This is a genomic window from Chryseotalea sanaruensis (assembly GCF_003990915.1).
Lineage (GTDB): Bacteria > Bacteroidota > Bacteroidia > Cytophagales > Cyclobacteriaceae > Chryseotalea > Chryseotalea sanaruensis.
In genome coordinates this window covers 294,050-316,510 of the sequence record NZ_BHXQ01000005.1, presented here as the reverse complement: position 1 = coordinate 316,510, position 22,461 = coordinate 294,050, and the positions used below count along the sequence as shown (strand labels likewise).

The 22,461-nt window shown below is 38.9% G+C and carries 21 protein-coding genes; 12 read left to right on the top strand and 9 right to left on the bottom strand.

Annotated features, from left to right (window positions below):
• Positions 1-44: 44 nt before the first annotated feature.
• Both SanaruYs_RS14615 and SanaruYs_RS14610 read right to left on the bottom strand, forming a co-directional pair.
• Positions 45-914, bottom strand: coding sequence for a pirin family protein (locus SanaruYs_RS14615; RefSeq protein ID WP_127123327.1), 870 nt, complete (start codon positions 912-914; stop codon positions 45-47).
• A 105-nt stretch (positions 915-1,019) separates the two neighbouring features.
• The gene (locus SanaruYs_RS14610; RefSeq protein ID WP_306307939.1) at positions 1,020-1,811 is read right to left on the bottom strand and encodes a pirin family protein; all 792 of its coding nucleotides are present in this window, start codon (positions 1,809-1,811) and stop codon (positions 1,020-1,022) included.
• Positions 1,812-1,972: 161 nt separating this feature from the next.
• Here SanaruYs_RS14610 and SanaruYs_RS14605 point away from each other — a divergent pair, with 161 nt between their 5' ends.
• Entirely contained in the window at positions 1,973-2,932 is a 960-nt protein-coding gene (locus SanaruYs_RS14605; RefSeq protein ID WP_127123326.1) for a ring-cleaving dioxygenase, read from the top strand.
• Positions 2,932-3,552 (top strand): alpha/beta hydrolase, encoded by a 621-nt coding sequence (locus tag SanaruYs_RS14600; RefSeq protein WP_127123325.1) that lies wholly within the window; start codon positions 2,932-2,934, stop codon positions 3,550-3,552. Before SanaruYs_RS14605 ends, SanaruYs_RS14600 begins: the two co-directional genes overlap by 1 nt.
• Positions 3,553-3,595: 43 nt before the next feature.
• Here the strand turns inward: SanaruYs_RS14600 and SanaruYs_RS14595 are convergent, their stop codons facing one another.
• The gene (locus SanaruYs_RS14595) at positions 3,596-4,288 is read right to left on the bottom strand and encodes a LytR/AlgR family response regulator transcription factor (RefSeq protein ID WP_127123324.1); all 693 of its coding nucleotides are present in this window, start codon (positions 4,286-4,288) and stop codon (positions 3,596-3,598) included.
• A 1-nt stretch (position 4,289) separates the two neighbouring features.
• On the bottom strand, positions 4,290-5,315 hold the full coding sequence (locus SanaruYs_RS14590; RefSeq protein WP_127123323.1) for a sensor histidine kinase: 1,026 nt from the start codon (positions 5,313-5,315) through the stop codon (positions 4,290-4,292).
• Between the two features lie 197 nt (positions 5,316-5,512).
• Between SanaruYs_RS14590 and SanaruYs_RS14585 the strand changes: the two genes are divergently transcribed.
• From SanaruYs_RS14585 to SanaruYs_RS14570, 4 genes are all read left to right on the top strand, one after another.
• Complete coding sequence (locus SanaruYs_RS14585; protein ID WP_127123322.1) at positions 5,513-6,262, top strand: DUF3108 domain-containing protein; 750 nt, start codon at positions 5,513-5,515, stop codon at positions 6,260-6,262.
• A gap of 22 nt (positions 6,263-6,284) precedes the next feature.
• Complete coding sequence (locus SanaruYs_RS14580) at positions 6,285-6,677, top strand: hypothetical protein (protein ID WP_127123321.1); 393 nt, start codon at positions 6,285-6,287, stop codon at positions 6,675-6,677.
• Between the two features lie 117 nt (positions 6,678-6,794).
• A complete protein-coding gene (locus SanaruYs_RS14575; RefSeq protein ID WP_127123320.1) occupies positions 6,795-9,074 on the top strand; it encodes a TonB-dependent receptor in 2,280 nt (759 codons plus the stop codon).
• Between the two features lie 3 nt (positions 9,075-9,077).
• Positions 9,078-9,926, top strand: a complete 849-nt coding sequence (locus SanaruYs_RS14570) for a DUF4249 domain-containing protein (RefSeq protein ID WP_127123319.1) — start codon at positions 9,078-9,080, stop codon at positions 9,924-9,926.
• 18 nt (positions 9,927-9,944) lie between these two features.
• On the opposite strand, the gene SanaruYs_RS14565 is transcribed toward SanaruYs_RS14570, so the two are convergent.
• Entirely contained in the window at positions 9,945-10,640 is a 696-nt protein-coding gene (locus tag SanaruYs_RS14565) for an SDR family oxidoreductase (RefSeq protein ID WP_127123318.1), read from the bottom strand.
• Positions 10,641-10,755: 115 nt separating this feature from the next.
• Here SanaruYs_RS14565 and SanaruYs_RS14560 point away from each other — a divergent pair, with 115 nt between their 5' ends.
• The 5 genes from SanaruYs_RS14560 (at position 10,756) to SanaruYs_RS14540 (ending at position 18,301) form a co-directional block, all read left to right on the top strand.
• Positions 10,756-12,108 carry an aldehyde dehydrogenase family protein gene (locus SanaruYs_RS14560; RefSeq protein ID WP_127123317.1) on the top strand — a complete coding sequence of 451 codons (1,353 nt, stop codon included), beginning with the start codon at positions 10,756-10,758 and terminating at the stop codon, positions 12,106-12,108.
• 19 nt (positions 12,109-12,127) lie between these two features.
• The gene (locus SanaruYs_RS14555; protein WP_127123316.1) at positions 12,128-12,808 is read left to right on the top strand and encodes a DUF2461 domain-containing protein; all 681 of its coding nucleotides are present in this window, start codon (positions 12,128-12,130) and stop codon (positions 12,806-12,808) included.
• A 77-nt stretch (positions 12,809-12,885) separates the two neighbouring features.
• Positions 12,886-13,965, top strand: a complete 1,080-nt coding sequence (locus SanaruYs_RS14550; RefSeq protein ID WP_246011915.1) for a serine hydrolase domain-containing protein — start codon at positions 12,886-12,888, stop codon at positions 13,963-13,965.
• A 415-nt stretch (positions 13,966-14,380) separates the two neighbouring features.
• Positions 14,381-15,841: a helix-turn-helix domain-containing protein gene (locus SanaruYs_RS14545; RefSeq protein WP_127123315.1), complete on the top strand. Its 1,461-nt coding sequence runs from the start codon at positions 14,381-14,383 to the stop codon at positions 15,839-15,841.
• A 132-nt stretch (positions 15,842-15,973) separates the two neighbouring features.
• A complete protein-coding gene (locus SanaruYs_RS14540; RefSeq protein WP_127123314.1) occupies positions 15,974-18,301 on the top strand; it encodes a T9SS type A sorting domain-containing protein in 2,328 nt (775 codons plus the stop codon).
• 77 nt (positions 18,302-18,378) lie between these two features.
• Here SanaruYs_RS14540 and SanaruYs_RS14535 read toward each other — a convergent pair whose 3' ends face one another.
• The 4 genes from SanaruYs_RS14535 to pxpB are packed head-to-tail and all read right to left on the bottom strand — an operon-like array spanning position 18,379 to position 22,007.
• Positions 18,379-19,563, bottom strand: coding sequence for an NRAMP family divalent metal transporter (locus SanaruYs_RS14535; RefSeq protein ID WP_246011914.1), 1,185 nt, complete (start codon positions 19,561-19,563; stop codon positions 18,379-18,381).
• Positions 19,556-20,311: a 5-oxoprolinase subunit PxpA gene (locus SanaruYs_RS14530; protein ID WP_127123313.1), complete on the bottom strand. Its 756-nt coding sequence runs from the start codon at positions 20,309-20,311 to the stop codon at positions 19,556-19,558. The genes SanaruYs_RS14535 and SanaruYs_RS14530 overlap by 8 nt, the downstream gene beginning before the upstream one ends.
• Entirely contained in the window at positions 20,308-21,285 is a 978-nt protein-coding gene (locus SanaruYs_RS14525; RefSeq protein WP_127123312.1) for a 5-oxoprolinase subunit C family protein, read from the bottom strand. Before SanaruYs_RS14525 ends, SanaruYs_RS14530 begins: the two co-directional genes overlap by 4 nt.
• A complete protein-coding gene (pxpB, locus tag SanaruYs_RS14520) occupies positions 21,282-22,007 on the bottom strand; it encodes a 5-oxoprolinase subunit PxpB (RefSeq protein WP_127123311.1) in 726 nt (241 codons plus the stop codon). The genes SanaruYs_RS14525 and pxpB overlap by 4 nt, the downstream gene beginning before the upstream one ends.
• 102 nt (positions 22,008-22,109) lie before the next feature.
• On the opposite strand from pxpB, the gene SanaruYs_RS14515 reads away from it, so the two are divergent.
• Positions 22,110-22,445: a PadR family transcriptional regulator gene (locus SanaruYs_RS14515; protein WP_127123310.1), complete on the top strand. Its 336-nt coding sequence runs from the start codon at positions 22,110-22,112 to the stop codon at positions 22,443-22,445.
• Positions 22,446-22,461 lie beyond the last annotated feature (16 nt).

Genomic DNA, 22,461 nt, shown 5'->3' with positions numbered 1-22,461 from the left:
GAAACTCGAAGCTAGAGGCTAGAAGCTAGGGGCTAGAATTAGAACTATTCCTCCACCAATATCCCCATCTTCCCCATCTGATAATCACGCATGGCTTCCATAATTTGTGTTTGATTATTCATTACAAAAGGACCGTGCGAAACTACCGGTTCATTCAATGGCGCACCACTCAATAAAAGCAAACGTGTATCTTCATTGGCCTCGAAGCTGATGCCTTCTCCATCTTGTTTAAAATAAACCAAGTGCAAGCCTTCTGCTAAACCATAACCATCCAATGTTATTTTACCATCTAACAGGTATAACAACACAGCATGATCTTCGGGCAACTGATAGGCCATGTGTCCCCCCTTTTTTGCATACACAGTGGCCGCATTAACAGGACTCAGTGTATTTACCTTTCCTTTTACACCATGTAGTTCACCTGCAAAAACATTTGTCTTTATCAATTCATCAGTGGAAAGAAAACCCGGCACTTCATCCGCTTGTACAGGAAAATAGGAAGGTTGATCCATTTTATGCTTTGCTGGTGTGTTAATCCATAACTGAATAATTTCTTGTTTGCCACCAATTTCATGAATGTCTGGTGCTGGTCTTTCGCTGTGAATAATACCCATGCCGGCATTCATCCATTGGGCACCTCCCGCATAAACAACACTATTATTACCACGACTATCGCGGTGGTGCACACCACCTTCAAAAACAAAAGTGACTGGAGAAAAACCCCTATGAGGGTGTGGGTCTACACCGCTATGCAACGGTGAACGATGCACAGGTACTTTTATGTTGGCATGGTGTAATAATAAAAATGGATCTACCTGCTGAACCTGTTGTGTAGGTAAGGGTTGCCTAATGGGCAAGCCTCCCATATCCATGGGGTGAGCATATAATAAATGAGAGACAGATCTTGTTTTCATAATTTAATTTATAGTTCGCCTCCACAGCAAACGTTTTATGTTTTGTTTGTTCATACGCCTAACCGTTTTTGATAAAATTTGAAATTTTAGATTTGAAATTCTTACCTATTTCATCGGCACTTCCATAAGCAAAACTTCAGCATCGTTATCGGCTACAAGTGTAAGTTTATCTAAATCCCAAACGCCCAGTCCATCACGCTTATTCAATTTTTGTCCGTTAACACTTACATCACCTTCAATCACAAAAACATAAACACCATTGCCTTCTTTATTGAGTACATAATCTTTGCTTAAACCTTTGGCAAATTTTCCAAGTGAAAACCAGGTGTCCTGATTTACCCACAGCGCCTCAGTATCTTTAGCAGGCGAAACAATGGTTTGCCATTTATTCAAGCGGCCTTCTATTGAGAATTGCTTTTGATCATAGCGGGGTTGAACATTTTTTTGTCGCGGGAAAACCCAGATTTGTAAAAGATTTACTTCTTCAGTTGATGATGCATTTACTTCACTGTGTTGCACTCCCGAACCGGCACTCATTACCTGCACCTCTCCTGCTTTAATAATTCCGTGTCCTCCTGAATTGTCTTTATGTTCTAGTGCACCGCGCAAAGGGATGGTGATGATCTCCATATTATCATGTGGATGCTGACCAAAGCCTTTTCCACCCTGCACAATATCATCGTTTAATACACGCAAGGCACCAAATTGTATGCGGAGCGGATCGTAGTAATTAGCAAAACTAAAAGTATGATGTGCGTCTAGCCACCCGTGGTAAGCATGGCCTCGGGTATCGGCTTTATGATATACTGTTTTCATGGTTTTTGTTTTTTGTGCATTTGAAACCATTGCGGTAGCCATTAACAAAAGCATCAAAATGCTGTTTTTATAAGTTTTCATAGGTTATAACTGATCTATTACACGCGAACTGCTAATTAAAGTTACAACAATTATTGTATATACAACTATTTTTATCTTACAACGTTTATACTGACATTAGCACATTAATTGGTCCTTTTTACTTCAAAAAGTTCGAATTACTCATATAAAGAAGAGATTTTATGCAGAATCAATTAATCAATGGCATTCACCACGTTACAGCATTAGGCGATGATGCCCAAGAGAATGTGGATTTTTACTCGGGCATTTTGGGCTTACGAATGGTGAAGAAGACGGTGAATTTCGATGCACCTGATGTGTACCACTTATATTATGGAAATGAAACCGGTAGTCCTGGTACCATAATGACATTCTTCCCTTTTCAAGGCATGATGAAAGGCAGGCATGGTAAAGGCCAGATGACGGCTACTTCTTTTTCCGTATCGGATAAAAGCCTTGACTATTGGCTAAAGCGTCTCAAAAAATTTAACATACAACATAAGGCACCACAACAAAGATTCGATGACGAACTCTTCATTTATTTTGAAGATGTACATGGTCTTGGTTTAGAGTTGGTTTTTAACAAAGACGATAACCGTCCTGGTTTTACCTACGGACAAATCCCGATTGAACATGCTGTGAAAGGATTTCATGGGGTAACACTTTCGGAAGAGGGTTATGAAAGAACAGCCGCACTGCTGCTACATGGCATGGATCATCAATTACTTAAAGAAAAAGGAAATCGCTTTCGCCTATCGGCAAGTGGAGTAGCAGGTGACTTTGTTGATATTGTCAACACGCCTGAAAGCGATCGTGGTGTAGGAGGTAGCGGGACCATTCATCACCTCGCTTTTGCTACAGCGGATGATACTTCTCAATTAGAAGTGCGCGAGAAATTATTATCGAAAGGTTACAACGTTACCCCTGTACTAGACAGACAATATTTTCACAGCATTTATTTCCGAGAACCGGGTGGAATTCTTTTTGAAGTAGCAACTAATCCACCAGGTTTCGCTATTGATGAGCACCCTGCACACTTAGGTGAAGCTTTAAAATTACCACCATGGCAAGAAGCATCACGTACAGCCATTGAAAAAGGCTTACAGCCTATCAAAGTGAATACGGATAAATTCATGGACTAATGACACACGTAAAAAAAATAATAGAAGCAGGCTTACCGTTGAGTCAGGCAAAGAAAGCCTTGATCTTACTGCACGGCAGAGGCGGAAGCGCAGAAGATATTTTAACGCTTCGTGAACACTTGCCCGTAAATGATTTTTACATTGTTGCGCCACAAGCGACCAACAACTCATGGTATCCATTGAGCTTTTTAGCGCCCATACAACAAAACGAGCCTTGGTTCAGCAGTGCTTTGGCTTATGTAAAAAGCATTGTTGAGGATATTCAAGCGGCAGGTATTCCAGCAGAACACATCTACATCGGTGGTTTTTCGCAAGGTGCTTGCCTTACTTTGGAGTTCGCCACACGTAACGCTCAACGTTGGGGTGGGGTGTTCGCCCTTACGGGTGGTTTAATTGGCGACAAAATTTATCCTGAACATTACCAAGGTGATTTCGCTGGCACTAAAGTATTCATTGCCAATAGTCAGAATGATCCGCATGTTCCCATAACACGCAGCGAAGATTCAAAAAAACTGATGGAGAAAATGGGAGCACAGGTTAATGTAAAAGTTTATCATGACAGGCCACATACGATAGTGATGGATGAATTGCAGGAGACCGGGAAGATTTTGGTGGGTTAAAAAAAGCTAAAGAGAAGCTAAGAAATACTAGAAAAAGTTATTTCTACAGTTTCTGCAACAAATACTTCTTGTAGGTGGCCCCGATCGGCAGCGCTTCTCTATTAATAATTACTTCATCTTTAGTAATTTCATCAACAGCCCCAAGTCGGATAATGAAAGAATTGTGGATGCGGACAAAATCATCCTTCAGTTCTTGCTCCAACTGTTTCATCGACATCAGGGTCATCGTTTTACTAGTCTTTGTTACAAAAGTTACATACTCGCGTGAACCTTTAATATAAAGTAGACTACTCAAATCAATTTTAACCAAACGTGTACCGTCTTTTACAAAAATATAATCCTTTTCGTTAGCTGAAGTTGATGCAACATGTGGCTTCTTTATCTGAAATCGTTCAGTAATTTTATTCACTGCCTTTAAGAACCGATTAAAATCAAAAGGTTTTAACAGATAATCAACAGCGTCATATTCAAAACCTTGCAAGGCATATTCTGCATAAGCAGTAGTAAAAACAACTAAGGGTATCCGAGTACTCGATTTTAGAAAATCTATGCCCGTTAACTCAGGCATTTGAATATCTAAAAAAACAAGATCAATTTTTTGCCTGGTCAGTATTGCACGGGCCTCCATCGCATTGTTAGCCGAAGCAATTAAGGTTAACTCTTCTGTATTCTGAATAAACTCCTCTAAAAGTTTACGAGCATAAGGCTCATCATCTACAATCAGGCAGCGAATCATATTATCTCAATTGTAATTGAACGGTATACACTTCATTTTGTTTGGTGATTTGCAAGCTGTGTCGATTAGGGTAGCCTAATTCTAAACGTCTACGCAAATTCTCTAACCCAAAGCCTGAAGCCTGTCGCGTGGGATCAGAGGCAAGTATGCGGTTAGCTACTTCATAGTAAATCACACCCTTTTCAATTTTCAGTTTCAGTTTTATCCAGCAATCCTGTTCCGTATCCCGAATACCATGCTTAAAAGCATTTTCCAATAAGGTAATGAGTGTAAGAGGTGCAATGTTCACGTTATCAATATCTCCTTCTTTTTCAAAAGTAAGATTTAAAACCTGACTGAGTCTGATTGACTCCAGGTGAATATAATCATAGAGATAATTAACCTCGTGTTTCAATGGAACTTCCGTTTTATTCGCTTCGTAAATCATGTAACGCATAATATTCGACAGCTTAATGATTACCTCAGTTGCTTTGGCTGAACCGGCATACACCAGGTAATTTAAATTATGCAAAGTGTTAAATAAAAAATGAGGATTAATCTGTGCCTTAAGATAATTCAGTTCGGCTACTAACTTTTCATTCTCTAACTGTTTCTGTCTCGACTCAAAATCAAAACGATCAACAGTGAAACGAATCATCCCGGTAAACATCATGAATACCATTGTATCCCAGCAAGTACTGATTATCCGACTCAGTTTTATTGTCTGATAGTAGGCTTCATTTTTCACAATGTGTGGAAGAATCATATTCTCAGCAAAAATTCTTAAGCTAACTATTCCGATAGTTAATAATGTTACCAAGCCTATATACTTCCATATCTTCTTTTCTGTTAACCAAATAGGCAACACCAAAAAATAATGCAGGTAGCTGGCCAGCAACAGAAAGATCAGCCGAAGAGAAATATACCCAGCTCCCTTAATCAGACCGAGATAGGCCTGCAGGTCGTAAATGCTGTAGGTGAAATAAGCGAGCCAAAAAGATAGATGCAGCATCAACATACGATGCCTCGAGAAAAAAGATGTTTTCATGCAGGGTTAATATAGAGAAAAGCTGATGAATTGCTGTAAAGTTTCAATCAATCAGTCCAACGGATCAACAGAATATAAGATTCATACAACAGACTGATCTTATTGATTAATTATCATAATCCGATGATTTCATTTCGGTATCTATTGATTATTGTAAACAGAAAGCTAAAGCAGTCGTACCTATCTATAAAAAAGCTATGACAAAATTTATCCTTACACTAAGCCTGACACTTTTCTTTTCAACACTGAAAGCGCAAGTTGATACCATTTATGCTATTCCGAAAAAGTTAATAGATGCTTCACTAAAACAAGGCACAAGCCAGTACCTGGTGTTTATTAAATTTAAACAAATGCCTAAACAAAGTAAAACATTTGTGTGGGATCGGAAAGTCTCAGTTAGACAAGTAAATGGGAAAGACCACATTGAAGTAGTACAGCATTGGTATGGCGCTGATAGTACTGACTATCGGTACGTGTATTCTTTGGTGGACAAAGAAAACTACTTACCCACTTACCACAAAACCATCTCAAAAAGAACAGGCATTGAAGCTTTTGATTTTTATGATAATAAAATAAAAGGCTCCGACTCAGTCGCAAACAATAAAAAAGCAACCTTCGAACTGATCACAAAAAAACCACTTAACTGGGAATTAGATTTAGAAACCTTTACAATACTGGATTTGAAGGAAGGGAAGCGTTTTGCCATTAATTATTATCATCCTGGTGGAAGAAGCAATCCACAATTTTATGAGTATAAAGTTACAGGGTCTGAAAAGTTAAATACAATTGATGGCAAACAAATTGACTGTTGGAAACTACGTATTGATTATAATGCTAAATCGTATGCAGTTTTCTATATCAGCAAAAAAAGCAGAGAGATTATTAAAATGGATGAAGACTTTGGAATGGGTACACGTTACAAGGTTAAATTAGCTACTAATATGTAATCCACTCTTTGTAACTTCAGGCATGAATACGAAATTAATCATGCAGACCAGTGCAATTTTACTAATCGGTACTGGCATAAGTTTGTCTTTTTTGCCAGAAGAAGTATTAATGCAAATGCAAATAGAAAGTAGCACACCTCTACAAAGTGTGCTACTTCAATTAATGGGTGCACTGTATTTTGCCTTTGGCATGATTAACTGGACAGCCAAAGGCAACCTGATTGGTGGTATTTACGCCAGACCTGTTGCAATAGGTAACCTCTGTCATTTTGTTATTGGTTTTCTCGCTTTGATCAAATTGAGTCTCCGCCATCCGGAAGTATTAACCATTGTATTAACTACTTTCTATGGTTTATTTGCGATCTGTTTCACCCTTATCTTTTTCACCCATCCTGTAAAATCAACTACTGACTAAGTTGATGCTAGATCGTAAAACCAATTTAGCTGACAAATAAAGAGAGATATTGCAGTCTTTCACTTTACAAAAGACTCTTTTTGCCGAACTTTAGCTATCAAAAATGGTTTTTAAAGCATGCGCGGCCTTTGTGTTTTACTATTAAGCCTTATCAGTCTTTCCGCTTTCAATCAGGATTTTACGATTGCCGGAAAAGTACTGGACAACGAAGGGGAAGCATTGCCGCTTGCACACATTCTTATTCCCATAAATGATAAAGCATTTGTTACGGATGTTAACGGAAAATTTTCCTTCTCATACCCTACAGGTAGCCTTATGTTGGAAATCCGATACACAGGTTATACAACATTCAGGAAATCATTTGATGTAAAAAAAGATACAACGCTCATCATTAAACTTCAAATGAACAGTGAACAATTGAATGAAGTAGTTATAAAGTCCAGCCAGATTTTACAATCCGATCAATTAATCTCTACACGCTCAAGCACCCTTACCTTAAGTGAAAAAGAGATAAATGCTATTCCCGTATTGGGTGGTGAAGCCGATTTAATTAAAACCATTCAATTATTACCGGGAGTTTCAAAAGGCATAGAAGGTACCACTGATTTATTCGTGCGTGGTGGTGCTGCCGATCAAAACCTTGTGTTGTTAGATGGTTCTCCTGTTTATAATACAGGACATCTCTTTGGCTTTCTCTCTGTTTTCAATCCTGATATATTAGAAGGTGTTGAATCAATCAATGGTGCTTTTCCGGCAAACTATGGCGGAAGACTTTCTTCAATTCTAAATGTGAATACAAAATCGCGCATGGCTGAGAAAACAATGGTGTCTGGCAATATCGGTTTACTGGCTTCCAGACTCATGATACGCCAACCCATTCTTAAAAACAAATTGGAAATCTGGGTAGCAGGGCGCAGAACTTATGTGGACCAAGTGGTAAAAGCCGTTGGCGAAACATTGCCCTATTTCTTTTATGATGTAAATGCCAAAATCATTTATCAGGCTAATAAAAAAGACCGTTTTGAATTTACACACTATGTAGGCGAAGATGTGCTGAATTTTGTAAGAACAGGAAGAGACACAGCAAGCAACTTCCGTTTCACCAGTGACTTTACCATTGCTAACAGCGGACAAACTTTTTTATGGAAAAGAAAAATGAATGAAGCACTTAATTCTACGCTTCGCCTTTACAGAACTTCTTTTCGCTACTCTATTGAAAATCAATTTGAAGAAAGTAGACTCTTCACCAATTCGAATATACTCGACTGGGGTGCTAACTGGACCCTGACACAAAAGCTGACAGATGCTTTTAGTCAAACCCTGGGCTTTGATATTGTACAGCACCAAGTGAGCCCGAATGTGATTACCACTTCAGGTGAAATCTCTCAGTTACTGGAAAGTAGTAATACACAAGCACAAAAAAGTTTCGAAAGCTCACTGTTCTACCAGGCAGATGGTAAGTTAGGAAAAGATTGGAGCTGGAGTACTGGTATACGCCTGTCATCAGTGGGGATTAACAATACATTCTACCTGAATCCTGAACCGCGATTAGCCATCCGTTATCAAGTAAAAGAGAATGCTGCACTTAAAGCCAGCTACTCACGCATGGCGCAATATATACACAGAGTCTCTAGCGCGGCTGTAGCATTTCCTACAGACATCTGGTATCCGGTAACAGATCGAGTAGTTCCGCAAACTGCAGATCAATTTACACTTGCCTTCAACCAAAACTTACCTAAACGAAATCTCTTCATCAGTCTGGAGACGTATTACAAAGACTTAAATAACTTAATTGGCTACAGAGAGGGCACCAATCTTTTTCTCAATACTTCTTTTGAAGATCAGTTGATACAAGGTTCCGGACAAGCATATGGTTTTGAAGTGCTCATCAAAAAAGAAAAAGGAAAGTTCACTGGGTGGATTAGCTATACACTTTCCAAATCGTTGCGTCAGTATGATGAGGTTAATCAGGGTAATTGGTTTTTGGCAAGGTACGACCGAAGACACAACGGAGCCCTTGTGCTCAATTACGAGTTAAATAAACACTTCTCTCTCTCTGGTGTTTTCGAATTTATTTCAGGCTCTCGTTTTACACCCATCATTGGTCAGTACATTGTGCCAAGCACTACCTTGGGTGGTGTTCAGTTAATTCCAGTGTATGCCAGCATTAACTCAGTAAAGTTGGCAGATACACATAGATTAGATCTTGGTTTAAAATATCAATCATTAGCATCAAAAAAATTCAGGAGTGAGTGGTTTGTAGGTGTGTACAATACATACAATAGAGCCACACCACTTGGTATTAACATCGTACCTAATCCTGATGGTTCTTTCCGATATGAACAACCGGGTCTTTTTGGATTATTGCCCTTTATCAGTTATGGATTTAAGTTTTAAGCGATGACTAAAAAAGTATTCAACATTTTATCAAGTTTAATATCAGCGTTACTAGTGCTGAGTTGTTTACCCGAGCCGCTTCCTGTAGATAACATTCCAAAACTTGAAACAAAGATTGTTGTGTCTTCGCAAATTATTCCCAATACTGGGTTAGTTGTATTTGTTTCTAAAAGCATTGGAGCACTAGATGCCGGAGATGATAGCGATCCAGAAAGTCTCATTGAGCAGATTGCCATTAGCGATGCTCTTGTAACCCTCAGTGTAGATGAGAACCTTGACACACTTGAAAACCTTGGCAATGGTTTATACGGGAATATCATATTAGATTGGCAAAACAATGTAGACTACACGTTAACCGTCAACACAACCTCACTAGGGTCGGTCAGTGCAGTGACACGCCTTCCTGATTTTGTATCTTTCAATGAAGTAAGTGCTACCATTTTTGATAATGGTTTCGATTCGCTTGCACAGATCGCTTATCGCTTAAATGATCCCATAGGTGAAAACTATTACATGATCAACGTACAGCGTTTCAGGTCATCGCAGGAATTAGGCAATCTCGTAAACCCGAGAATTTTTACTAAACTTTTTGATGACAAAGAATTTGATGGTGAGGAAAAGGCTGAAACCTTTAATGTACTTTTTCAGGAGTTTTCGGAGGGCGATTCAATAGCGGTGTCTATGGCAAACATCAGCAAGGCATATTACGATTTCTTAAAAGTAAGAAGTGATAATCGATTCAGCTTTGTGGAATTTGCCGGAGAACCGATTAACTATCCGACTAATGTGCAGGGTGGATATGGTTATTTTAATCTACATACACCTGATATAAGGGTATTTATTCTGGAGTGAAAATTATTAAAATGAAATCTACCAGGGAATTTCCTTCCGGTCTCTAAAAAATTGTCCAGTAGGAATTTTCTCTGCTGTGGCCAACCAAACTGCAGTGTCCGCTCCTTGCTGCACACTACGCGGTGCAGATTTTCCGCCCATATCGGTTTTAACCCAACCCGGACAAAAAGCATTTACACTAATTTGTTGCTGAGTGTACTCATAAGCTAAATGTCGGGTAATCGCATTTAATAAAGATTTGGCAATACAATAAGCGGGCGACCAGCCTCCAACCGGATCACTCATGCTACCACCACCACTCGATGTCATTATTATCCGACTCCCTTTGGTAAATAATGATTGGAAATGCCTTGTTACCATAAGTTGCGCCATGGCATCTGTCTGCAGGCTTTGGTCAATCGTCAACCAATTATTTTTTAATAATGATTGATCTTCTTTTAAAAGAATAGCTGCATTGTTAATCAGTACATCCAATTTGCCAAATTGTTGCTGCACCTGACTTACCGCTGCCTTAATACTACCTTCATCAATAATATCTAATCGAATAATGTGAGCCGTAATATTTTCCTTCTGCAATTCAATTAAGGCCTCTCTACCTTTCTGCTCATCTCTGGTGGCTAACAATACTTCATGGCCAAGTTTTGCCAATTGTCTTACAATTTCAAAACCGATGCCTTTATTAGCGCCAGTTACCAGTATTACTTTTCCTTCCATAACCAGATATTTATTATCAATTTTACACCAAAATTTCTGCTTTGCTTCTGTAAACCAAAACTTAATTCTTGACGTTTAGCATCTACCTGACTTAACAGCAAGGTTTTTAAAAAATATGAATACCCTCTCTACAGTTAATCCTTTTACCCAACAAGTCCTTGAAACATACAATTTTCAATCAAAACAAGAAATTGATAAAACATTGAATCAAGGTCATCTTGCTTTTCAGCATTGGAGAAATACAGCTATTGCCGTAAGACAGGATTTTATACATACTGTTAAAAATAAACTCATCAGTCAACGTGATGCTTATGCAACGCTGATAAGCACGGAGATGGGGAAACCTTTAGTACAGGCTTTAGCCGAAATTGATAAGTGTGCGTTACTTTGCGACTACTACATTGAAAAAGTGCCCGCCTTTCTACAAGCTCGTGAAGAAAAATACCTTGATAAAAAAGTAGTTCATGCCCTTTCTCCAACAGGTATTGTCTTCGGTATAATGCCTTGGAACTATCCCTTCTGGCAGGTATTTCGTTTTGCCATCCCCAATCTCCTTGCAGGCAATACTATTTTATTAAAGCACGCTCCCAGCACCACTGGCTGCTCCCTTGCCTTACACGACTTGTTTTCTTCTGAAGCATTTCCAAACAGATTTCAATCACTTATTATTGACCTCCATCAGGTTGAAAGTATTATTGCGCACCCTGCAGTACAAGGCGTATGTTTAACCGGCAGCGTAAAAGCAGGTAGTGCTGTAGGCGAGCTAGCAGGTAAGCATCTGAAAAAAAGCGTGTTGGAACTGGGTAGTGCAGATGCTTTAGTGATTTTAGATGATGCCATTTTATTTAAAGCCCTTGATGGCGCTTTTCAGTCACGCACTTTTAATGCCGGCCAATCCTGCATTGCTGCAAAACGCATTTTTGTACGAGAACAAAAAATTGAAGAAGCTATTGCTTACCTGCAGGGTAAATTAAAAGACTTGCGCATAGGCAATCCGTTAGAAGAAGGTATCAACCTTGGGCCTATTGCTAAAATTGAATTTGTGCAACAACTAGAAGAACAAGTAAAAAGAGCAATCGCATTTGGTGCCCGAAAAATATCAGGCGCTGAAGCACAAGGAGCCTTTTTTACACCAGGCATTATCGTGAGTGAAGCCAGCAACCCAATGAATCAGGAAGAAATTTTTGGACCTGTGCTTAATCTCATTCCGTATCAGGATGAAAACACTTTATTAAGAAATATAAATAACACCAACTTTGGATTAGCCGCATCCGTATGGTCGCAAGATGAAGCAAAAGCAATACAATGGGCACATGGCATTGAAGCGGGTACAGTTGTTATTAATGATTATACAAAATCAGATCCACGAATCCCTTTCGGTGGCATTAAAAACTCAGGCTTTGGTAGAGAGTTAGGTGAGTTGGGTTTTAGATCATTTCTGAATGAAAAGGCGATTATCATTATTTAAATTTTAAGACTCACTAAAAATGATGATCAAAAAATATACACTCGATTTTCTTAAAGCTTTAGCGAGTAACAATAACCGTGAGTGGTTTCAAGAAAATAAAGAACGCTATCTGGCCTCGCAAGAAAACATGATTGAATGGCTTGATACGCTACTGGCGCAGTTAAGCAAGCACGATCAACTTAAAACTGCCAACGGTAAAGAAGCGCTATATAGAATTTATAATGATGTTCGCTTTTCAAAAGACAAAGCTCCTTACAATCCTCGCTTTGCAGGAAACATTAAAAGGTTAAAACCTTTCTTACGTGGTGGTTATTACTTTTGGATCAAACCCGGTGCCTCACGGATAGGTTGTGGCTTTACTTACCCAAACGCAGAAGACTTACTGCGCATCCGTCAGGATATTGCTATCAACTATGAAGATTGGCATATGCTGCTAAAGAATAAAAAGCTCAAGAATACTTTTGGTACTCTGCAAGGTGAAACTGTTAAAACCAAACCAAAGGGCTTTTCCAAAGATCATGTGGCTATCGATCTTTTACGTCACAAACAATTTTGGTTTGAGAAATCCTATTCAGATAAAGAAGTGCTGTCAAAAGATTTTTTAAAGATGGTAAACAATGATTTCAAAGTTATAAGACCCTTCTTTGATTATATGACTGAAATATTAACAACTAATAGTAACGGGGAGTCTATACTGTAACAAATTGTCATTTATTATCGATCTTTAGTAAACCTTCATCGCTAGTGGAAAATTTGATAAATTCAATGTCCCGATTTATGAATTACTTGTCATTTATAACATTGTTCCTTCTCTTACTTGGCTGTAGCAAAAAAGAAGACCCCACTCCTAGTAAACTATACTTTCCACCCAATAATAGTAGTTGGGAAAGTACAAGTCCTGAATCACTTGGTTGGGATGTAAATAAACTAGTGGCCCTCAAAACCTTTTTGGAAGTAAATAACACAAGAGCCTTTATCATCTTAAAAGATGGCAAAATTGTAGTTGAAGAATATTTTGGTAAACAGTTTGACAATGTCACAAATTTCTCGGCTGCAAGTAATTGGTATTGGGCATCAGCAGGTAAAACGTTAACCTCAGTACTGGCAGGTATTGCGGAAGATGAAGGATCATTAAACTTCGATGCTAAAACTTCAGACTACCTGGGTGTTGGATGGACAAGTCTCACAACAGCGCAAGAAAATAAAATTACTGTGCGTCATCAGCTTACTATGACTACAGGTCTTGATGATGGTGTAGCCAATCCGGATTGCACTACACCGACTTGTCTTGTATTTAAGGCAGAACCTGGTACTCGTTGGGCTTACCACAACGCACCCTATACGCTACTTGATCATGTAATTGCCAACAGTACAGGTAAAAATTTAAATACTCTTCTAAATGACAATCTGAAAAGCGCCATCGGCATGGACGGACAGTATATTCAAACAGGTGATAACAATGTGTATTATAGCACTGCCCGATCTATGGCGCGATTTGGTTTGCTATTATTAAACAAAGGCAAATGGAATGAAACACAAGTTGTGCCAATTGATTACGTTGAACTGCTCTCAACCTCTTCTCAAAATCTTAATTTCTCCTATGGCTACCTCACATGGCTCAATGGCAAAGCATCCTTTATGGCGCCTGGTTCCCAACTGATCATCCCTTCGGCTGTAACACCTTCAGCGCCAACAGACATGTTTGCAGCCATGGGTAAAAATGGTCAGTTGATTAACATCGTACCTTCACAAAATTTAATAATGATTAGAATGGGTGACGTGCCCGATAATTCATTAGTACCATTTTTATTTCAGGACGATATCTGGGAAAAGCTAAATGAGATTATTGTTGATTGATTTGAAGGCTATTGGATTACGCTCAATAATTTTTAATTCACACAATAGTTAAAGAGAAATCCTTTTCTGGCTGAGTTTTCTACAAGTTTTCATGTGAGATTTCATTCAATAGCTAACTGATTTGGTTCATAATACAATAAGGGATCGAATTAACTATAAAAAAGTTGACATCCTTATACATCTGCTACTTTCTAATTGTGCAGGTAGATACCTTAAAATTAAGGTATCCAAATCTTTAATATAAGCTCAATTTACTGGTAAGCTGTCTGAAATGCTCCTATACTCACCATTTACAAATTGAGTAGTCACTAAACGCTATACTTTTTGCTTTTATAAGCCTGTTTTCTAATAGCCTACACTTTTCCAGAAGTCTATTGCTTCTTTTTATATTTGATGGAATACCATTTTTATCTTCATGCTAAAAAGCACTTTTCTTTGTAGTCTTATTTTTTTGTGTCTGACACATATTGCCACTGCACAAGTACCAGTGCAGATAATTGTTGAGGCTTTACCACCTGCAACTTCGAGTACCGATACTATCTACATTTGTGGGAGCTTTAATAACTGGAAGCCGAACGAAGTACAATATGCTTTAAAGAAACAATTAAACGGTCAATTAGCTATTAAACTTGGGTTCAACACGTTTGGGCACGAATATAAATTTACAAGAGGTAGCTGGACTAAAGTAGAAACTGATATTGAAAACAACTATATCGATAATCGAAAGTTTATTCTTGACCAGAAAACGGTATATGTACGAATAGATAATTGGCTTGATTTGGGGGGAGCAAGGCCTCTCAATTATATTGTATTCTATTTTTTTGCATGTGCTTTTCAAGCGTTGCTTTTACTTTTTCTTGTCTATCGTGTTCGCCAGAAAATGTCTGGTAAACTTAAAGCGATGCTGCTTGTTACAAGCGTACTCACACTACTTCTTTTGCTCGGGGTAATCTACCAAGTAAGTAATCAAATCTGGCAGAGCTATTGTATTTTTCTTTTCCATATTAGTCTACAGTGTTGGGCGCCATTACTGCTGTATTTTTTTTACAAAATGCAATTGCAGGTGTTACCATCGAGATTCAGAATATACTTTCTGCCAGCAGCCATTGCGTTATTTCTTGCGCTTGTACGTATTTTTAATATTCAATTCTTCAGTTTTCTGGCACAACCTGTATGGTCCACGCTCACATTAGGAAATGTATTCATCTTTGGAAGTAGTGCAGTTTTTACTTTTTTTGTGTTGATTTTCATTGTTCAAAAATTTCCTGCTGTTAAATCTTTTCACCTGAATAGCAAACATCCTGCGTCTACATTTTTATCACGTTTTTATTGGGTTAATGTGCTGGCCCTTATCTCCATGCCACTTACACTTCTTTTCCTTGTTAATGGTTGGCGTTATCCCTTCTTCGAAGATTTCCATACCACTGCATTGTTGCTCACACTTCTCATCTTTATTGAAACATATTTTCTGTGGCGCTATCCGGAAATTATAGAAGATGAAAGAGTAGCTACACCCGTAGCTGATAATTTGCAGGAGTGGATTCCTAAATTAAATCTATTCATGTTAGAAGTAAAGCCATACAAAAAAGCAGATCTCACTATTTCTGACCTCGCAGAAATGTTGGAAACAAAACCCCACATTCTCTCACGTATTATAAATGATGCCTATAAAAAAAACTTCAGAGATTTTGTCAATACTTACCGCGTTGAAGAATTTATTGCTTTAGCGAATACCAAAGATTACAAACATTATACTTTTTTGGCACTGGCTCAGGAAGTCGGATTTAATTCAAAATCAACTTTTAATCTAGCCTTTAAAAAGGTTACTGATCAAAATCCGCGCGACTTCTTCAAAAGTCACGAGACTCAGGAGTAAAATTTCCACTATAAAGCGCCTACTTTTAAAAATAGGACATCAACCCATTTAGAAATAGGTCTTGCTTTCATATTTCGGTCGTTTTACAGAGTGGTATTTTGCAACATTTGAGGATATCAAACCCAAATACAGATGATACTTAAAAGTTTACGAACATTATTACTAGGTATGGCTATCTCATTGCCATGCTGGGTTTTCGCGCAAAATGACGTTATGATGCAGGGATTCTATTGGGATGTACCCGTTGATGCTGCAAACTTTAACGGTAGCTGGTGGAACAACCTAAAAAATAAATCAACAACCCTGAAAAATGCCGGCATTACAGGTATCTGGGTTCCCTCGCCTGCAAAAGGAAATTTCGGAATCTATGATATGGGCTATGGCATCTTTGATCTTTATGATTTAGGAAATTACAATCAGAAGGGAACTACCGAAACACGCTTTGGCTCAAGAACTGAACTCGAACAAATGATCAGTCAGTTTCATACTGATGGCATAGACGTTTATGCTGACATTGTTCTTAATCACCTATATACAGGTGATGGCGAAGACCAGTCAAATCCTGCTGTGAAGCAATATGTTTTTGATGAGGCTTACCGCAATAGTCAACAATTCTCACCTTACCCTACCAATGAAATACGCTGGGTGATTAAAAATGCTACTGCTGGCGACTACTTTATTCAGATTCATGGTTATCACTTAGCAAGTACTGCAAAAACTGAACGTGGCTACGATTTACAAATTGATTATAACAGCACCGGTTTTAATAGCACCAATAGCTGGGAGGCAGAACCGAACAATGGTGGGGGAAATTTTAATACATTTCCTGCATCCGGAAATACTGTTCGTGGTCATATAGAAGTGGGTGATTTTGATGAATACAAAATAACGGTAAGCGGAACTCGTGATGTTATTATCAAACTTACCTCTCGTAAAGAAATTGCAAGTCCATGGGAATGGGCTTGGGCAGATCAAACCAATGGCTATTATCCTAAAGCTATCTGGAAAAGCGGAACCAATATTGCCACTACAGCACAATTGGAAGCGCATACAAATACAGGTATAAACTATGTTAATCATACTGGTACAGGTGAAGCAAATTTCAGCTGGACATACAGCGATTTTCACCCTGTTGATAACAGTGATTGGTTAGGATATCCTGGATCTGATGAAATAATTACCAACACAAAATTTTTTGGTAATGATCTTAATACATTCAATACAACAGTAGCTAACCGATATAAAGACTGGGGTGTATGGCTCTCCAATCAAATTGGTTTTGATGGCTATCGCTTAGATTTCGTAAGAGGCTTTCAGGAAAGTTACGCTGCGGCATGGGTAAACAACCTCCCTTTGAAAAATGGAAATCAAAGATTTATTGTTGGTGAGTATTGGGGCTCTGACTCAAGAATTAAAGATTGGGTGAATACAGTTGGAGGTTATGGGGCTGATGTGGACGGTTTTGATTTCCCATTAAAAATTTCACTTACCAATATGTGCAATGGTAACGGCAGTGGTTTCGATATGAGATGGTTGAATAATACAGGTATGGTACGTAACAATGGTGGTAATTCACTACCCGGCACATCAGTGGTTACATGGCTGGAAAATCATGATACCGGTAAAGAGCATGACAAGTGGATTACAAAAGATTGGAAAATAGGTTATGCCTATATTCTTACCCATGAAGGTCGCCCTTGCGTATTCTATAACCATTACTTTGGTGATGTGATGATCGATGCTCATAACTCAGGGTTAACTGTAACACCTGATTCAAATCTTGATACAGACATTCGCAAGCTTGTTCATGTTCGCAAAACTTATTTAGGCGGTACTCTTACTGTACTAAGTCAGGTAGGCAATCCCTATCCATCTGGTGATGCGTATAATGTTTACGTTGCGCGCAGAGCAGGTAACGGTACCAAGAGTGGTGCAATAGTGGTTATAAACAATCACGACTCGCAAACAAAAGGTATTTGGGTCGATGTGGCACCATCTGGTTGGGGTAGCTGGACAAATCAAACGTTAGTAAATGCATTTAACTCGTCAGAAACAGTTACCGTTTATTCCGATGGTCGTGCCTACTTCTCTGCACCACCACGCAGCTATGCTGTTTATGTTCGTCAAAGCGAATATGTACAATTCACTGATCCCGGTGTGAGGAGTAATACAAACGAACCACTTGAAGAAATCGATTTGCTGAAAGAAGGAAATGATGATCCTGAGTTTCAGGTTTGGGGTAATCCTATAAAGGACAAAGTAAGTGTTCTGGTTTCTACACCTCGTAATCAAAACCTGCAACTTACTTTTTATACTATAAAAGGTGAGGCTATCTTAGATATGCAAACAATGACAAATCGCACTACGGAAATAGACTTCTCTACTTATCCAAAAGGCATGTATATTCTACGGGCATCATCCGGAAAGATGACTCGAACAAAAAAATTAATAAAAGATTAAGATAAAATAAGAAGGGCTGGTTAAACCAGCCCTTTGTTTTTCAAATCATGCATACAATTAAGCAAATACTGATACAGTTAAATCACTAATAATTTGTAAATGCTTATCCCTGACATTGTTGTCATCACCAAAACTACTACCCATCCCAGCATCCTCATCCATACAGCATGTTGATAATTGCTTTGCGCCAAGCGTCTTTTGCTCGCAGCCACCAATACAATTGTGAGTGCAATTGGCAAAATAAATCCATTGACCGCTCCAGCAATAATCAGTAAACTAACCGGCTGTCCGATCAGCATAAAAATAATTGTAGATATTAAGATAAAGCCCGAAGTAAAGTATCGCTGGTTCCTTTCAATAAAAGGATGCAAGCTTCTTAAAAATGATATCGAGGTGTAAGCACAGCCCACCACCGAAGTAATGGCCGCACTCCACATGACTACACCAAAAAATTTATAACCAACATTGCCTGCAGCCTCTTGAAAAACGGCAGCGGCTGGATTCTCCTTTGCTAAGGCTATACCACCTGCCACTACACCAAGTACTGCAAGAAATAAGATGATGCGCATCACACCCGTGATGACAATTCCACTTACAGCACTCCTTGTTACTTCCTTAATGTTTTCAGCTCCGCTAATACCTGCATCCAATAGGCGATGTGCGCCTGCAAAACTGATATAGCCACCTACAGTACCTCCCACAAGAGTTACAATGGCCAATAAATCAATGCGCTCAGGTAAAACTGAATGTTTAAAAGCCTCCCCCATTGGAGGATTAGATGAAATTGCAATGTAAAGTGTCAATAAGATCATAAGAACACCCAAGGTTTTGGTGAATACATCAAGTGCTTTTCCGAATTCTTTCAACCAAAAAATAAAAAGTGCTACAACACCACTTAATAAGGCACCATATGTTACCGGAATGCTGCTGATCACATTGAATCCCAATCCACAACCACCCATGTTAGCCACGTTAAAAACTAAACCGCCAAACACAATCAAACCAGCCAATACATAACCCAATCCAGGTACTACTTCATTTGCTAAATCCTGCGCGCGCATTTTTGTCATGGTTAACACACGCCAGATATTTAACTGCACTACAACATCCAGAAGTATAGAAATCAAAATAACAAAGCCGAAACTGGCGAGCAACTTCTCGGTAAATACGGTGGTTTGGGTAAGAAAGCCGGGGCCAATAGCTGAAGTAGCCATCAGAAAGGCAGCTCCCAAAATAGCAGATGAAGTTTTTAACTTAGTCAAGTTGTGGTGCCTGAATGTGAATATGATTACTAATTAAAAACGCATGAATGGCTTTGGCAAAGGTCAAGGCATGTGCACCATCTCCATGCAAGCAGATTGTGTCAACCTCTAATTGTATTTCCTTACCAGAATTAGATAAAACCTTTTTGTGCAGTACCATATCCATTACCTGCTGAAGTGATGCCTGCTGATCACTGATAAGTGCATGCTTTTCTGTTCGCGGTGTTAGTGTGCCATTATCTTGATACGTTCGGTCGGCAAAAACTTCATTGGCCACTTTCAACCCTGCCATTTTTGATTGCGTTATTGTTGTACCCCCACTGAGACCATATACTATTAAATTCGGATTCAGATCTTTTATTACTTGTGCAACTACCTCACTCATACGTTCACTTTTTGCACTCATATTATAAAGGGCGCCATGCAATTTAATATGATGAAGATCTGCTTGCATTGTTTTACAATAATTTTGCATCAAAACAATTTGTTCTGATATCAAATCATACAATTGCTCATTAGAGAGTTGTATCTCTGTCCTCCCAAAATTCTCCTTGTCGCGAAAACCTGGATGTGCTCCGATGGCTACCTTATGCTGCAGGCAGTATTCAATTGTGCGTTGCATAGTATCTTCATCACCAGCATGATATCCGCAGGCAATATTAGCACTGCTGATGTAAGTCATCAGTTCCTTGTCATTTGGCATTCCTTCACCTAAATCACAATTAAGATCTATGCTAAGTTTTGTCATGCAATCAAATCGTACTGTTTTAGCTTATACATAGCCCCACTGACTAATTGTTGTAGCCAGAGTCGTTGTGCAAGATAGGCTTCTTCTGCCACTGCCAAAGAAACTACTTCAAAAGAAAATATTTCACCAGGTCGAAATTGTGCTACCGCACTGCGGTCAGCACTGATTACATGAGCAATGCGCGGATAACCACCGGTTGTCTGGTGATCAGCCATTAAAATAATTAATTGCCCATCAGGTAAGAGTTGTATGCTACCAAAACTAACCGCTGAAGAAACTAGCTCTTCTTTTACTTGTTTACTTAACTTCTCACCCTTTAGTCGGCATCCCATACGGTCACTCACCTTTGTGACCACATATTGTTGTTTGCTAAATACTTTTTGAGAAGCTTTCAACATCCAGTTCCATTCATTCCCTGTAATCACCCTGATCTTTTCTCTTGTAAAAGATAGTCCGCTAGTATTGCCTAACCAAGGTAGTATGTGCGTTTGAATTGCTTTTGTGAAAATTTTCTTGAAATAAATTTCATCTCCCTTTTTCAGCCTTCGTCCCTGCCAACCACCAGCATTTACTTTTAAATTAGTGCTGTAGCTTTTCTTCCATTTATCTAATATAAAGCCACCTTGTACGGCCAAGTAAGCATAGCTTCCTGTTTTCCATTTTTTAAATGACAACACACATCCTTTTACCACTACAAAAGGTTGATGCATTGCTAAAGATTTGCCATCAAGCACAGCGCCAAAATCAGCGCCCGCTAAACACAATAATGCTGTCTGATTAAATTGAATAACAGGAGCAGGGAAGGAAAATTCCAGTACCGCTTCCGTTATATCATTACCTACTAATGCATTGGCCACTTGCATCGCTGCCATGTCCATAGCACCGCCTACATTGATGCCCAAGTGTTGTAATCCAAAGCGACCGCTGTCTTGAAAGCTATCTTGTATGCCTGCCTTTTGAATAAGTATACTCATGATTGCACTGAAACAGGTTGTTGCTGTTGCATTTCGTTAAACGTATTTATATCTATAGCATAAAAATGTACTTCATCACCAGGTTGCAATAATACTGGTTCTTCATTTTTAAGATCAAACATATTTATAGGTGTTCGGCCAATAATATTCCAACCGCCCGGTGAATCAAATGGATAAATACCGGTTTGAAATCCTGCTATACCAACACTTCCTTTAGGTACTAATGTTCGGGGCTTATCAAGTCTGGGTGATGCAATGCGCGGATCAACGCTACCCATATAAGCGAAGCCTGGTAGGAAACCAATCATGTAAACAAAGTAACTTTTTTCGGTATGAAGGTCTACTAGTTCTGCTTCACTAAGTTTCATGCGCTTACAAATGGCTGTACTATCAAAAGCAAAATCGGGGTGGTAGCAAACAGGAATACTAATTTTCCTCTGCTCTTTGCCTTGAATTTCTGTTGCAAGTTCGGCAACAGTCCTTATCTTTTTTACTTGTGCTTCATAGGGTGAGGTGGACTGTGTAGCAAGTTGCCTTGCTTCAAATACAACTGTTACTGAAGCATAAGCCGGGATGATATCCAGCCAGGATGGATCAGCATTTTTACGCAAAGCATGATAAAGTGAATAAACCGCTCTACTCAACTCTTGGCTTATGCTGTTGCCAAAACTGACTAAAACGGCTTGATCGCCCAAAGGATGAAATACTAATTTTTGCTCCATTCAGTGCTAAAATATACACTAAAAAATTTTCAAGCCATATATTCTACAAAAATGAAACATATTAATTACTTTCACGTTTGTAGAACTTATAAATCCTCAGTCATGAAAGGAAATTATCTTGGTGAGTTAGAAGAATTGGTTTTGTTAACCGTTGGTGTTCTCTATCCAGAAGCCTACGGTGTTGGCGTTATGGACGAACTGGAGAATCAAACCGGACGAAGTCTCAATATCAGTGCCGTACATGCTGTACTCACCCGTTTGGAAGAAAAAGGTTATGTCAAATCCAAAATGGGTGATCCTTCGCAAGAACGAGGCGGACGTAGAAAAAGGATTTTCCTGTTAACCGCTGCAGGTAAACGGGCACTTGAGGAAGCTAACGAAGTACGAAACCAGCTTTTCAGTCAGATACCAAAAATCGCATTGCAATTTAGTTACTAGTTGATGGTAGTTAGCT

Coding starts and splice junctions, on each gene's coding strand:
- SanaruYs_RS14615 (WP_127123327.1), bottom strand. CDS start 914: ATGAAAACAAGATCTGTCTCTCATTTATTATATGCTCACCCCATGGAT.
- SanaruYs_RS14610 (WP_306307939.1), bottom strand. CDS start 1,811: ATGAAAACTTATAAAAACAGCATTTTGATGCTTTTGTTAATGGCTACC.
- SanaruYs_RS14605 (WP_127123326.1), top strand. CDS start 1,973: ATGCAGAATCAATTAATCAATGGCATTCACCACGTTACAGCATTAGGC.
- SanaruYs_RS14600 (WP_127123325.1), top strand. CDS start 2,932: ATGACACACGTAAAAAAAATAATAGAAGCAGGCTTACCGTTGAGTCAG.
- SanaruYs_RS14595 (WP_127123324.1), bottom strand. CDS start 4,288: ATGATTCGCTGCCTGATTGTAGATGATGAGCCTTATGCTCGTAAACTT.
- SanaruYs_RS14590 (WP_127123323.1), bottom strand. CDS start 5,315: ATGAAAACATCTTTTTTCTCGAGGCATCGTATGTTGATGCTGCATCTA.
- SanaruYs_RS14585 (WP_127123322.1), top strand. CDS start 5,513: ATGACAAAATTTATCCTTACACTAAGCCTGACACTTTTCTTTTCAACA.
- SanaruYs_RS14580 (WP_127123321.1), top strand. CDS start 6,285: ATGAATACGAAATTAATCATGCAGACCAGTGCAATTTTACTAATCGGT.
- SanaruYs_RS14575 (WP_127123320.1), top strand. CDS start 6,795: ATGCGCGGCCTTTGTGTTTTACTATTAAGCCTTATCAGTCTTTCCGCT.
- SanaruYs_RS14570 (WP_127123319.1), top strand. CDS start 9,078: ATGACTAAAAAAGTATTCAACATTTTATCAAGTTTAATATCAGCGTTA.
- SanaruYs_RS14565 (WP_127123318.1), bottom strand. CDS start 10,640: ATGGAAGGAAAAGTAATACTGGTAACTGGCGCTAATAAAGGCATCGGT.
- SanaruYs_RS14560 (WP_127123317.1), top strand. CDS start 10,756: ATGAATACCCTCTCTACAGTTAATCCTTTTACCCAACAAGTCCTTGAA.
- SanaruYs_RS14555 (WP_127123316.1), top strand. CDS start 12,128: ATGATGATCAAAAAATATACACTCGATTTTCTTAAAGCTTTAGCGAGT.
- SanaruYs_RS14550 (WP_246011915.1), top strand. CDS start 12,886: ATGAATTACTTGTCATTTATAACATTGTTCCTTCTCTTACTTGGCTGT.
- SanaruYs_RS14545 (WP_127123315.1), top strand. CDS start 14,381: ATGCTAAAAAGCACTTTTCTTTGTAGTCTTATTTTTTTGTGTCTGACA.
- SanaruYs_RS14540 (WP_127123314.1), top strand. CDS start 15,974: ATGATACTTAAAAGTTTACGAACATTATTACTAGGTATGGCTATCTCA.
- SanaruYs_RS14530 (WP_127123313.1), bottom strand. CDS start 20,311: ATGACAAAACTTAGCATAGATCTTAATTGTGATTTAGGTGAAGGAATG.
- SanaruYs_RS14525 (WP_127123312.1), bottom strand. CDS start 21,285: ATGAGTATACTTATTCAAAAGGCAGGCATACAAGATAGCTTTCAAGAC.
- pxpB (WP_127123311.1), bottom strand. CDS start 22,007: ATGGAGCAAAAATTAGTATTTCATCCTTTGGGCGATCAAGCCGTTTTA.
- SanaruYs_RS14515 (WP_127123310.1), top strand. CDS start 22,110: ATGAAAGGAAATTATCTTGGTGAGTTAGAAGAATTGGTTTTGTTAACC.